Source organism: Stutzerimonas stutzeri, from assembly GCF_038561965.1.
Taxonomy (GTDB): Bacteria; Pseudomonadota; Gammaproteobacteria; order Pseudomonadales; family Pseudomonadaceae; genus Stutzerimonas; species Stutzerimonas stutzeri_AA.
The window spans coordinates 4,239,969-4,253,190 of the sequence record NZ_CP139348.1 but is presented as its reverse complement, the minus strand read 5'-3'; the positions used below and the strand labels follow the sequence as shown (position 1 = coordinate 4,253,190).

General features: G+C 63.2%; 6 protein-coding genes. All 6 read right to left on the bottom strand.

Features of this window, described 5'->3' with window-relative positions; genetic code table 11:
• Position 1: 1 nt before the first annotated feature.
• The 6 genes from SM130_RS19695 to SM130_RS19670 all read right to left on the bottom strand — a co-directional run bounded on the left by SM130_RS19695 (position 2) and on the right by SM130_RS19670 (position 13,132).
• On the bottom strand, positions 2–1,303 hold the full coding sequence (locus tag SM130_RS19695) for an efflux RND transporter periplasmic adaptor subunit (RefSeq protein ID WP_102826353.1): 1,302 nt from the start codon (positions 1,301–1,303) through the stop codon (positions 2–4).
• A 2-nt stretch (positions 1,304–1,305) separates the two neighbouring features.
• Positions 1,306–7,836 (bottom strand): VCBS domain-containing protein, encoded by a 6,531-nt coding sequence (locus SM130_RS19690; RefSeq protein WP_102826352.1) that lies wholly within the window; start codon positions 7,834–7,836, stop codon positions 1,306–1,308.
• 54 nt (positions 7,837–7,890) lie between these two features.
• A complete protein-coding gene (locus tag SM130_RS19685; RefSeq protein WP_102826351.1) occupies positions 7,891–8,658 on the bottom strand; it encodes an efflux RND transporter periplasmic adaptor subunit in 768 nt (255 codons plus the stop codon).
• Entirely contained in the window at positions 8,655–10,175 is a 1,521-nt protein-coding gene (locus SM130_RS19680; RefSeq protein WP_102826350.1) for a TolC family protein, read from the bottom strand. The genes SM130_RS19685 and SM130_RS19680 overlap by 4 nt, the downstream gene beginning before the upstream one ends.
• A 660-nt stretch (positions 10,176–10,835) precedes the next feature.
• Positions 10,836–11,597 carry an outer membrane beta-barrel protein gene (locus SM130_RS19675; RefSeq protein ID WP_102826349.1) on the bottom strand — a complete coding sequence of 254 codons (762 nt, stop codon included), beginning with the start codon at positions 11,595–11,597 and terminating at the stop codon, positions 10,836–10,838.
• A gap of 191 nt (positions 11,598–11,788) precedes the next feature.
• Positions 11,789–13,132, bottom strand: a complete 1,344-nt coding sequence (locus tag SM130_RS19670) for a hemolysin family protein (RefSeq protein ID WP_102826348.1) — start codon at positions 13,130–13,132, stop codon at positions 11,789–11,791.
• Between the last annotated feature and the right edge of the window lie 90 nt (positions 13,133–13,222).

The window sequence follows — 13,222 nt, the reverse complement described above, 5'->3', positions numbered from 1 at the left end:
TTCACCAGCCGATCATCGCGCGCAGGCTTGCCAGTGGCCGGCGCAGCGCCCAATAACCGAGTGGCACCCAGCCGCCGCTGAAGCGTGCGGTGCCTTTGAGGCCGACGCGATGCTCGGTCGGCGCGTCCAGGCGCGCTCGCACCCGATAGGCGTAGCTGCCATCCGGTCGCTCCACGGCATCGTGGGCGAAGTAGCGCAGCGTCGCACTGGCGGGTGCCAGCGGGCTGGCGTTGAGGTGCAGGGCAACGCGACTGCCATCGGTCATTGGGATCGCATCGGCCAGCGGCACCCAGGCTTCGACCTCTACATCCTGCGGCGTGGCGATGCGCATGATGCGTTCGCCGATCGAGACCGGTCGTCCAATCCACTCGGACGGGTCGTCGAACAGGGCGATGCCGTCACGCGGTGCGAGCACTCGGGCGCGGCTCAGCTGGTCGGTGCCGAAGGCCAGTTCGGTGCGTTTCTCCTCGATGCGCCCGGTGAGCACGGCCAATTGTGCCTTGGCGCGCGGATCGGCAAGGGCCTGTTGGGCTGTCTGTCGGTACTCGGCTTCGGCGGTGGCCAACGCCTGACGCGCCACTTCGAGGCGGTTCTGAATCAGCGCTTCGTCAAAGCCGAACAGCGGTTGGCCTTGGCGGACGACTTCGTTGGGTTGCACATGGAAGGTATCGATCACGCCTTCGAGCGGTGCGCGGATGAGCGCAGGGCTGGCCGGTACCAGTTCACCGGGAGCCAACACCGTCAGCCGCACCGGAACCAATACGAGCAGGCACACGGCCAGCACCCAGTACCAGCGGCGACGCGAAGTTCTGCCGGCCTGTACCTTACGAGGCCGAATGCCCCAGCTTCGCCGTGGTGCCTGCTGTGCAAGCCACGCGTGATGCCAGATTCCGGCCCATTCGACGAGCAACGCGACCTCGCTGTCCCGCCAGGGCAGGTCGCGGGCAAACAGCACGCCGCCATCGTCGCCAAGCGGGATCCACAGCGCCTGGTCTGGCAGCCACTCGCTCCAGTCCTGCGCAAGTACCTCGGGCACGGCGTTGCGCGTAACTACCCGTGGCTCCGGTGTCTGCGTCAGCTGTCGGCAGAGTGCCTGGAGCCACAGCACATAGGGCACGTTGGCTTCGACCTGAACGATGCCTGAGAGCGCTCGCACGCTGCCGCTGAGCCAGAGCGCTGCCTGTCGGTAAGGCAACAGCGCATGGCTATCGTTGACCAGCAGGAACTGCAGCTCGGCCGGCGTCTCGGCTTGCCGAGCCTGACGGCCTAACTCAAGCAGGCCTGCAAGGGGAGACCGTTCCACGTTCAGCTTGCCTTGTTATCCGGCCGAGACTCACCTGGGCCGCGATCGGTCTGGGCAGGTTCGGCACGGCTCCCGGAAAGCGCCCGCTCCAACGCCTGGACCGGGCGCTGGGCCGCCGCCTGACGTAGCTGGTCGGACAACGTGGCTCGGCCGCTGGCATCGCTTGCCTTGCGATCACCCACGTTGAAGCGGAACAGCGAGCTGGCTTCGCGGCCCTGGCTGTCGCGCGCGACGATCTTGATGGTGATTTCGCCGCGGTAGTTGGCTGGTGCGCTGAGTTCGAACTTGCCGCTCTGCGGGTCGAAGCGCACCCAGCCCGGCAGTGGTTGGCCGTTGGCTTGCGTGGCGCTGAGCAGGATGCGTTCGTTCGGGTCGGTGTGCGCAAAGGCATCGTATGGCACCGAGAAACTGGTCTGCGTGCCTGCGTCTGCATACTGGTCCGCTACGCCGTGATACAGGCTCAGGCGCGGCTGGGGCGCTTCGATCACCACGATCTGGAAGCCGGCGCGCTGGGTATAGATGTCCGCGAACGTGGCTCGACCGTGAAGCACTAGGTCAAGATCGCGGCTCTGCACAGCAGCGATTAGCGGCGCCGCGACAGCGGCGGGGGCCGCCAGCGTGTTGCTTGGCGCAACGGTGGCATCGAACGGTGCCGGTGCGGCAGGTGGAGCGACTGGTTCTGGTGCTGCAGGGGGCGGAACGGGCAGCGCCGCAGCCGGCTGCGGCGGTGCGACAACCACTGGTGGCACAGGCTGCGGTTGCGGCTCTGGGAGAGGCTCCGGTTGTGGTTGTGGTTGCGGCACTGGAACGGGTTGCGGCTGTGGCTGTGGCTGTGGCACGACGGGCTCGTCCAGCCCTTGCACAGTGATAACTACAGTCGCGGTGCTGCCATCGATAGTTTCGACGGTAAAGGTCTCGACCTTGGTCTCGCCAGCGTTCAAGTACTGCACCGCGCTGTTGGGCACGCTGTAGGACCAGGTGCCGTTGGGTGCGATGGTCAGCGTGCCGAGGGCGCCATTGGATGGCGTCACGGTGCCCAGGAAGCTGGATTGTCCGGCATCCGGATCGGTGACGGTCAGCGCGCCAGCGGTGGTGAGGTTGCCCGCCGTGACGTTCAGGTCTTCGGTCACCACGCCGGTGTCGGTGCCGCCGATAACAGCGCCATCGTTGACGCCGTTGATGGTCACAGAGACGGTGTGCTGAGTGCCGTCGAGCGAGCGCACAACGAACGTCTCGACCTTGGTCTCGCCAGCCTTCAGGTACTGCACCGCGCTGTTCGGAACGCTGTAGGACCAGGTACCGTTGGGTGCGATGGTCAGCGTGCCGAGCGCGCCAGTGGAGGGGGTAACGGTGCCCAGAAAGCTGGATTGCCCGGCATCCGGGTCGGTGACGGTCAGGCTGCCACCGGTGGTGAGGTTGCCCGCCGTGACGTTCAGGTCTTCGGTCACCACGCCGGTGTCGGTGCCGCCGATAACAGCGGCATCGTTGACACCGTTGATGGTTACGGTGACGGTGTGTGCCGTGCCGTCGAGCGACCGCACAACGAACGTCTCGACCTTGGTCTCGCCGGCCTTCAGGAACTGCACTGCGCTGTTCGGAACGCTGTAGGACCAGGTGCCGTTGGGTGCGATGGTCAGCGTGCCGAGGGCGCCAGTGGATGGCGTCACGGTGCCCAGAAAGCTGGATTGCCCGGCATCCGGATCGGTGACGGTCAGCGAGCCACCGGTAGTCAGGTTGCCCGCTGCAATGTTCAGGTCCTCGGTCACCACGCCGGTATCGGTGCCGCCGATAACAGCGGCATCGTTGACACCGTTGATGGTCACAGAGACGGTGTGCTGAGTGCCGTCGAGCGAGCGCACAACGAACGTCTCGACCTTGGTCTCGTCTGCCTTCAGGTACTGCACCGCGCTGTTCGGAACGCTGTAAGACCAGGTGCCGTTGGGTGCGATGGTCAGCGTGCCGAGCGCGCCAGAGGAGGGGGTGACGGTGCCCTGGAAGTTGGCTTCGTCTGTGTCTACCTCTGTGATGCTCAGGGCGCCGCCGGTAACCAGTGCGCCTTGGTTATCAATGTTGACGTCCTCAGTCACCACGCCTGTGTCGATACCGCCGATAACGGCTGCGTCGTTCACCGCGGCTATGGTGATGGTAACGGTGGCGGTGTTAGAGACCAGATTGCCGTCAGTCACAGTGTAGGTGAATGTCGCGGTGCCGTTGAAGTTTGGATCGGGCGTGAAGAGCACGTCGCCGTCCGAGTTGAGTACGACATCGCCGCCAGTGCCGCGGCTGACGGATGCGATGGTCAGCGTGTCGTTGTCCGGGTCACTGTCGTTGCCAAGCAACTGCGCGGAACTGAAGGTGACGGGCGTGTCCTCGGTAGCGCTGAGGCTGTCATTGACGGCCAGCGGCGCCCGGTTATTGGGTGCGGCGATGTCGTTGTCGACGATGGTCGCGATGCCCGCAGCACCGCTCAGGTTGGTAACGGTGCCGGACACCGCTCCCGTGGACAGGGCGAACGTCTCGCTGGCCTCGACGAAGCTGTCGTCAATCGTAGCGATTCGCACGCGAACCGACAGCTCCCCAGCAGCGATGCTTACCGGCCCGTTCACGGCGACCCAGGTGCTGCCGTCAAAACGCTCCAGCTGCTCGGTTGGGCCGGTATCGATGCCGATGTTAGCTGTGCCGCTGGCCAGCACGGGGCTGAAGCTGATCGGCTGAGTGGAGCGCTTGTCGAGGCTGATCACGAACTCGGCATAGTCGCCTTCGCTGATCGATACGCTGCTTACGCTGAGCGTCGGCCGGTCGTCGTCCAGTGGGCCGGTGCTGTCTGGCGCCCCGCTGGTGTTGTCGGGCAGGTAGATGTCGCCTTCGCCCTCATCGTTGATGGTTCCGATACCGGTGCTGCTGTTGTCCTGGCTGACGTAGGCGGTCAGGGTGAAGGATTCGTTGCCTTCATGGATGTCGTCCTGGATGACGGCTACCCGCACCAGCAGCTTGTCGCCAGTTGGAATGATCACCGGGCTGTTGGCGATGTAAGCCACCCAGGCGCTGCCGTTGAAATACTCCACCATGTCGCCGATATCCGCGCCCGTACCTGACAGCGTGGCGCGCGCGTCGGTTGAGGGAAGGCTCGCGCTGCCCAGCCCCAGATGCACTGCCACACCGGCACTGCCGCTGACGGTGAACAGGGCGTAGGGCGAAGCCTCGTTGACGAACACGCTGTTGACCGCGACGGTGTCTGCGGCGCCCTCGATAGTGATGGTTAGCACGGCGATATCGGTTAGCCCGGTACCGGAGCTGTCGGTTACGGTGTAATTGAAGCGTTCGATCAGCGTCTGGCCGGGATTCAGTGCCTGCACGGTGGCGTTGGTGTTATTGACCGTGTAGGACCACGTGCCATCCGCTGCCAGCGTAAGCGAGCCGTACAGACCAGTCAGAGCCGAGCCCACCGTGCCGGCGGTGCCGCTCCCTTCAGCGCCGCCCACACGTACGGTGGTCACGCGCAGCTCGCTACGCGCGTCATCCACGTCGCTGACCGCATCCAGCACGTTGCCGCTGGGGTTGTAGCCGGCGGTGCCGTTGTTCACGCCGCCGGCCTCGATCGCTTGTGCGACCGTATCGGCGGCTACCGGCGCATCGTTGGCGCCACGGACGGTGATGGTCAGGGTGGCAGAGTCCTGCAGCTTGGTGCTGCCGGCCAGCAGGCCGTTCTCGACGGTATAAACGAAGGTATCGGTCAGGGTGGTGCTGGTGTCGCGCAAGGCCTGGACGGTCGGGTTGCTGTTATCGACGACATAGGTGTAGCTGCCATTGGCACTGAGCGTCAGCTTGCCGTAGAGCCCGAAGATCTCTGTGTTGCTACTCACCGCAGTGCTGGTGCTACTGCTCGAAGCGCGCGCCAGGACGACCGCATTGCTGCCGTTGGTGTCATTCGTCAGCAGGTTGCCGGAGGGGTCCACGCCGAGGGTGCCGTTAGCGATACCGCCGCGCTCGGTAGCCAATGCCGTGTCGGCCACTGCGTTTGGATCATTGGTGCCGGAGCCGAGTACGGTGATGTAAAGGCTGGCGCTACTGGTCGCGCCGCTGGCGTCGCGCATTGTGTACTGGAACCGCTCGACTGCCGACTGGCCTGCACTGAGGGCGGGGTTGTTGGCGATCGGCGTGTATGTGTAATTGCCGTCGGCATTGAGCAATAGGCTGCCGTACTGACCCACCAAGGTTGTGCCGGCGTTCTGGCTATTGCCGAAGGTCAGCGTCTGGTTGGTTATCGCGACTGACTGGCTGAGAACGACGGATACGATGTTTCCGCTGACGTTGTAGTTGATCGTAGTAACGGTTGGGGCTGTTACTAGTCCGGTGCCGTTCACCGTCATGCCTACGGCAATGGTTCCCTGAAAGGAGGCGATGCTCACCGTCGGGCCAGCGGAGGTGGTGCTGGAACTGATGGTGGCTTCCTTGTACGCCGCGGTACCCGCAGCGTTATTGGCGAAGCCCAGCACTTGGGACTGATTTTCCGCCAGCGTTGGCGTGGCGACCTTGCCGCTCAACGTGAAGGTTTTCGCCGTCGTATCAATGCTGGAGACCGTAATTTGCGCCCCGCTTGCGTCCCTCAGAGCAACGTTGTTGCTAAAGACGAAATAGCCCGCGCTGACGTTGCTGGGAAGGCTGGCGAAGGAAAGGATGGTCTGCGTAGCTGCGGTGCTGCCCACTGCCGAGCCGGAAATGTTCAGGTCGACAACTGCCTTTGTCTCCCCGTAGCGATCCATATCCGTATCGTTGCTCAGTACATTGCCGGTCGCGAGGCTGCCGCTTGTGTCTGATGCGCTGTATTGGCCCGACCCGGCTATCGACTCCTTCGCCGTGTTGTAGTCGTTATTGGCGACCGGCGCATCGTTGGCGCCCTGGATGGTCACGCTGAGGGTGGTGGTGGAGGTCGCGCCGGAGGTGTCGGTCATGCGGTAGGTGAAGGTGTCGACTAGCGTCTCGCTGGCAGTACGCAGGGCCTGGACCTGCGGATTGGTGTCGTTGACCACGTAGAGGTAGCTGCCATCGGCGCCAAGGGTCAGCGTACCGTAGATGCCGGTCACGACCGCGCCGTTGGCCGAGGTGGTTGCGGCGGTGACGCCCTGGCTGGCAGAAGTGGTGCCTGCCGCGGTTACACGTTTGCTGTCGCCGCCGGTGTCGTTACTCAGTACGTTGCCGGTGGCTGCGGTGCCTGCCGTGCCGTTCGCGATACCGCCCGCTTCGACCGCCGCGCCGCCGCTGCTGCCGGGCGTGCCATTTGCCACATCGGCGACGGCGGTTGGCGTCGGTACTGGGCCGACCAGGGTGTTGAGCGCGGCATCGACCCGGTCGGACGACGAGCCGACATTCTTCAGGTTTGCCGCCTGGTTCTTCCAGTCCAGGCTATTGAACCAAGCCTGATCGACCACCAGCAGGAAGCCGCGGTTGTCCGCGACGTTGCTGTCGCCGTCCATGTTGCCATCGGCCTGGGCCAAGGCTAGCGAAGTGAAGTCCGCATCGGTCCAGAAATAGAATCCGCGTACCACGCCGCCACTTTTGACCGGGCGGCTGATCCAGCCGTAGTAGGTGGTCGTACCAATGGTCACCGCGGTGGCTGAAACATCGTTGCCGCTGAAAAAACGACTGTTAGTGGCATCGTTGACGATGACCTGGCCGAGGTCCGTGAAAACGAAATCGTGGCTGTTGGATTCCTTGCCGGCGGGGGTGGTCCCCACGTTCACCTGATAGGCGTTGCTGAACGTCAGGGTGGCAAACTCGACGCTGATCGACTCGTCGTCGAACTGCAGAGTGGAGTGATCGTTGTCGCCAGCAAAACCTGGGGTTGCAGTATCGATGCCGCTGACCTTGGCGGCGAAGCGCTGCCCCTCGTCACCGGCGGTGTCGACGCCCTGATTCAACAAATGATCCAGGTGATGGCCGTATTCCTCGATCAACAGGCGCGAGACCTGTTGCGCGTCCAGCACGCCGAGCCAGTCCTGGTTGAGGAAAATGGTCGACTCGCCGCTCAGCCCTTCCGGTGCGTAGGCGGCAAGGGCTCCCTCGATTTGTGCGTTATCGAGCAGCGTCACGCCTATCTCCAGCGTTCCGTCGGCAATCGATGTGCGCAGGCGTGCTAGCTCCGCAGTCCACTGCTCGGTCGGGGTGGTCTGCCCGCCATTGAACAGCTCGAAGAGTTGCTCATCGCTGGCCTGGGCCAGGAACTGACGAATCTGTTCAGCGGCGCTAGCTGCTGCTTCATCAATGGCCGAGTGGCTGCTGTTGCTGCGGAACAGCGTTGGCTGGTCGGTCGCGGCAGGTTGGCGCTCGGCTGGATCTGAATGGGCCACCTCTACCTTGATCGAGACCTCGGCCGCTTCGGCGAAAGGTTCGGCGGCCGCTGCGCTAGCCGTGGCATCCACCGCGTCGCCTGCGCCCGCACCGTCGAAGACGAAGCGCTGTTCAAGCGCCAGGGGCCTAGGGCGACCGCGCACTAAGCGGGAAGGGGTAGATGCAGTACCGGTTTTATCGGCCATGTCGGACCTCGATGCGTAGCGGCTCAGGCGCAGGCCGTAGCCTGCGTATCAGAATCAGGGTTTGGGGGTGGGCGGCGTGACGCGCACGCGACCGCTCATGCCGGCGATCAGCTCGGGAAAGCGGCCATCGATGGCGGCGGCGACCTTTACCGATTGGCTCACCGGGTCGACACGGGCGCCTATGCGCTCGAAGCGCGCCGGATAGCGCTGACCGGTCTCGTCGATCTCGACATCGAAGGTCTGCCCGGTGCGCAGCCAGACCAGCCACGCCGAGGGCACCAGAAATTCGAGTTCCAGCACGCTGTCGTCGAGGATGTCCAGCAGCGGCTGGCCAGGCTGCACGAACTGCTGCTCGCGGACCTTTTGCTCGGCGATACGGCCGGTGAAGGGCGCGGCGATGCTGCATTTGCCGAGCACCGCCTGCTGTGCACCCACTTCGGCGACAGCCTTTTGCCGGCCGGCGCGGCCTAGATCCACTTCCAACTTGCCGACTGAGTTCAGCTCGGCCAGCCGCTGGTTGGCCTTGTCGGTGGCCTCAGCGGCGTTCAGTTCGGCGCGGGCCTTTTGCACCATGGCTTGCTGCACGCTGCAGTCGAAGCTCACCAGCGTCTGCCCGGCCTTGAATGCGCCACCCTCTGGTACCGACAGTTTGTTGACCTTGGCGCCGATCTCCGCTGCAAGGGTAGTGAATTGGCGCGGCAGTAACTGGGCTCGAATTTCCTGTCGCTCCAGCCCCGCTCGCGCCGGTGCCTGCTCAGGCACTTGCGCGTGAATAGCGCCCCCGCTCATTGCCAGCAGCAGGGCCAGCGCGAGGCGCTTCACTGTGTGCCGCCTTGGCCGGCGTTGCTCGCCAGCTTTTGCCAGGTGCGTTGGCCGTCGGTGAGGGTGCGGGTCAGCTGGGCCAGGGTCAGGTCGCTGACGCTGCCGATTTCTGGGTCCACGCCCAGGGTCGCCTGCAGGCGGGCTTCGGCAGTCTGTGCCTGCGCCAGTGCCTGGTAGCGGCGCAGCAGGCTGAGGATCGCAGTGGTCTGGTTGGCGACCTGGTCCAGCTTGCTCTGCACCTGGATGGCCTCGCGGTTGTCCATGTGCTCGGAAATACGTCGGTCGATTTCCCAGATGGCATCGGCGCGGGTGAACTGATGCTGGGCGTTGGCCAACTGCTGGCGTGCCAGGTGGACCTGGGCAAGCACCGCCATTTGCATGGACACCCGGCGCTGGTCGGCCAGTGCGACACCGGCATCGGCGAGCTTGAGCTGGCTCGGCCCCGTCAGCAGATTAAGCAGATTGAATGAGAGCTGTGCGCCAGCCTCGTTCCACTGGCGGTTAACCAAATAGCTGTCGGTGTCGTAATTCAGGCCGTAGCTGAAGTTCAGACTGGGGAACAGGCGTACCAGGGTCTTGCGCGTCTCTTCACGTGCGATGCGGGCGTTGTAGTGCGCCTCGCGCAGGTCGGCGTTGGCAGTCAGTGCAGTGTCTTCCATAACTGCGACCGGTACGTCGAGCGCCTGGCGGTCGAGCTGGAAGGGCGGTTCGGCGAGGCTGATCGGCTGGCCGAGTGGGGCGTTGATCAGCAGTGCGAGTTCGGTCTGTGCGGTGGACAGCTCCTGCTCGATGGCTTCGAGCAGGCGCAGGTTTTCCAGCACCTGGCGCTGGTAGCGCAGCGAATCGAGCGGGTTGCGCAACCGCTCGGCCTCGGCCTGGCGTGCATCGGCCAGCGCTCCCTCGGCCATCAGCGTGGCAGCACGGACCTCGGTCTGCAGCTTCTGCGCGCTGACGGCGCGCCAGAATGCGGTGCGCACGTCCTGCATCAGCAGGTGCATGGCTTTGCGGCGCTTTTCCCCGGCAACCAGTGCGCGGTCGGCCTGCTGACGGGCACCGTAGTAACCGACGCCCAGGTCGAGCATGTTCCAGCTCAGCGCCAGCGAACTGACGGTGTGATCGCGATCCTGGGAAATGAAGCGCGACTGCGACAGGGAGCCGTCCTCAGCGTTGCGGCTCTGGCTGATCTTGTCGTTGTTGCGCGAGCTGTAGCCCGCCTGGGCCAGCAGCTTGGGCAGCATGTCGTAGCGGGAAACGTCGTACTGCTGGAACGCTAGCGCCTCTTCGAACATGCGCGCCCGGCGGTCGAGGTTGTACTTCAGGGCGCGGGCCATGGCTTCGTCTAGCGTCAGCGTGCCGGCGATAGGCTCGACATCCTGCCTGGCCATCTCCTGATCGGCGCGGGTCTGATCGCTCAAGGCCTGCTCGGTGAGCGGTCGCGGCTCGAATTGAGCGCAGGCCGTCAGGGAAAGGGCAGCTAGCAGGGCCAGGACGATCTTAGTGCGGGGTAGTTGGGTCATCAGGAGCATCTACGAAACGGTTGGGGTACCGCGCCGCCCATGGCGAGGCGCGAAATCGATCAATCCCGGCATCCATTCCGGCAGCGCGCAGCTGCGGTTTCGCACAGGCACCGTGAATCCTCACAGCACTGTTGTGCTCCGTTCGCATCGAGTCCGCTGAGGCGAGTGGCAAAACGCCTGGCCTGACCTGGCCAGGTGTGTACGGCGGACGCAGGAAGCGCCAACCGCGTTGGTTTCTTGTCGTTATGAGAGTGTTAGCAAGTGACGTGCCTCACAGAAAAACTGTGAAACGGTTCCCGACGAACTGTATGGGGATTAATTCTTTTCGTCTACTTGGTAATTCTGGCGCCAGATCTGTAACTAGTTAATCACGCCCGATAATGCCGATGATCAGATCGGTACTAAGGAGCTAGATCTATAGGCATTTGGAAGTAGGCTGGTCGTCACGGAACGGACGGCCTGACGGAAGGCCGAGCGGGTCGGCAGTCTTAACTGCCGCAGGTTGAATGCAGAGCCGGTTAAAGAGGCGCCACCCCAATCTCAGGGTGGCGCTCGGCAGATCGAGTTCGGTCTGTTACAGCCCGCTGGACAGCGCCGTGGGTTTCGAGAGGCCTGCGTGGCCGCTCTGGCGCTGTTACAGCGAGCTGCGGTTGGGGCGGGTTAGAACGCCAGACCAACTTTCAGGCCGACCTGCTCCTGCTTGAGCTTGGTGTTCTCGGCAAGCTCGCTGCTGCTGTCGAGCTCGTAGCGGGTCTGGGTGTAGTAGAGGCTGGTGCTGATGGGCATGTTGTTGATGCCCTTGTTCCACAGCACGCTCAGCTCACCGTACGGGTTGACCTTGTCCTTGAGATCGACGGTGTCGCTTTCGCCGCCGACTTTCAACTTGCTGTCCGCTTCGATGGAGTAACGGGCGCCGACTTCCAGGCGCACGGTGTAGTCGGGGGTCAGGTAGTTGTAGCCGACACCGGCCTTGGCGAAGGGCGAGCGGGTGGTCAGCTTGACGTCTTCCTCGAATATCCCAACGCGCACGTCATCCTGCTCGATGCGGCCCCAGTCGTAGCCGCCGCCGACGATCAGGTCGACGTAGTTGTTGGTGCTCAGCGCTGCGCGCAGGCCCAGGTCGAGATCGGCGCGGGCAGACAGGTATTCTACATCGTCTTTTTCCCGATACTGACCTTCGATACCAGCCTGGTAGATGAAGCCTTCCTGGCCGGTCATCTTGTTGCCGAAGTTGTAGTACAGCCCGCCCTGGTTGAGGCGTTCCTTGTCGCTTTCGTCGTTCACGGTCAGTTTGTACTGATTGTGCGAGCCAATGACGCCGAAGTTTGAGATCGGGCCGGTGGCGGATTGGGCGAAAGCCTGAGAAGTCGCTGCCAGGCACAGGGCCAGTGTGGTTGTAGTAGTCAAACCATTGATGCGCATTCGGGTAGCTCCATCGTCATTCGATCAGAAATCGATGGCGGCTCGAGCGAGCCGCCTATGGCGTGGACGGGCAGTAGCTAAGAATAATTCGGCACATCGCGATGAGCGGTCGTAATTTCTTGTAAATCAAGACTTAGCGACCAGTATGTAAACGTAAATGTAATGATGGGCTGCCGGTTTCAAGCCACCGCTTAGCCCTGAAAACGAAGGACCTTTGCCAACACGATTTTCGGTCCGCGCATTTTCTTGATGACGATCTGCAGGCCGTCGACCTGAAGCACCTCGTCCTCGTCGGGTACACGCTTGAGGGTTTCGTAAACCAGTCCAGCCAACGTTTCCGCCTCGACATGGTCGAGGTCGATGCCTAAAAGACGTTCGAGTTTGAACAGCGGCGTGTCGCCGCGTACCAGCAGCTTGCCCGGTTGATAGGCGAGCACGCCGCGTTCGGTCTTGCGGTGCTCGTCCTGAATGTCGCCAACCAGCACTTCCAGTACGTCTTCCATAGTCAGGAAGCCAATCACCTTGTGGTCGCCTTCCTCGACCAGCACGAAATGCGCGCCACCCTGGCGGAACTGTTCCAACAGACTGGCCAACGGCATGTGCTTGGACACCCGTTCCAGCGGGCGCAGCAGCTCGCTCAGGCAGAATGCTTCGGCAAGGCGGTCGTTGCCGGCGAGCGCCAGCAGCAGATCCTTGATGTGCAACAGGCCGACGTACTCGCCCTTGGTGCTGTCGTAGACCGGGTAACGGCTGTACTTGTGACGGCAGATCACCTCGAGAATCTCGCTCAGCGGTGCGTCGTGTTCCAGCTGCAGCAGGTCCTCGCGGGAGTTGGCCCAGTCGACCACTTCCAGCTCGCTCATTTCCACCGCCGAGGCCAGTACCTGGATCTGCTGATTGCTCGGGTCGCGGGCGCGGTTGGAGTGCAGGATCAGCTTGAGCTCCTCGCGGCTGTAGTGATGGTCGTGGTGCATGCCTGGCTCGCCTTGGCCGGCGATGCGCAGAATGGCGTTGGCGCTGGCATTGAGCAGGTAGATGGCTGGGTACATCAGCCAGTAGAACAGGTACAGCGGCACTGCCGTCCACAGCGACAGCAGTTCCGGCTTGCGGATCGCCCAGGATTTCGGCGCCAGCTCGCCGATCACGATGTGCAGGTAGGAAATGATGAAGAACGCCGTGAAGAAGGCGATGCCATGCACCAGCGCAGGTGATTCGATGCCAATGCCAGCCAGCAACGGTTCGAGCAGGTGCGCGAATGCCGGCTCACCGACCCAACCCAGGCCCAGCGAGGCCAGGGTGATGCCGAGTTGGCAAGCGGAGAGGTAAGCATCGAGCTGATTGTGCACGGTACGCAGGATGTGTCCGCGCCAGCCATGCCGGCTGGCGATGGCTTCCACCTTGGTGGAGCGCAGCTTGACCATGGCGAACTCGGCGGCAACGAAAAAGCCGTTGAGCAGCACGAGGAACAGAGCGAAGAGAATCAGGCCGAAATCGGCGAAGTAAGAAGAGGCGGCGTAACTGGGGGAAGGGTCCATGAAGGGGTCGGGTAGCCAATGATCGCGACAGAATGGCGGCGGAGAGCCGGCTTTTCAAGCGATCAGCCGGGATATTTTCCGGCTGATCGG

Bases quoted from the DNA above. Each gene is read 5' to 3' on its own strand.
- SM130_RS19690 (WP_102826352.1), bottom strand. From the start codon at position 7,836: ATGGCCGATAAAACCGGTACTGCATCTACCCCTTCCCGCTTAGTGCGC.
- SM130_RS19680 (WP_102826350.1), bottom strand. From the start codon at position 10,175: ATGACCCAACTACCCCGCACTAAGATCGTCCTGGCCCTGCTAGCTGCC.
- SM130_RS19675 (WP_102826349.1), bottom strand. From the start codon at position 11,597: ATGCGCATCAATGGTTTGACTACTACAACCACACTGGCCCTGTGCCTG.
- SM130_RS19670 (WP_102826348.1), bottom strand. From the start codon at position 13,132: ATGGACCCTTCCCCCAGTTACGCCGCCTCTTCTTACTTCGCCGATTTC.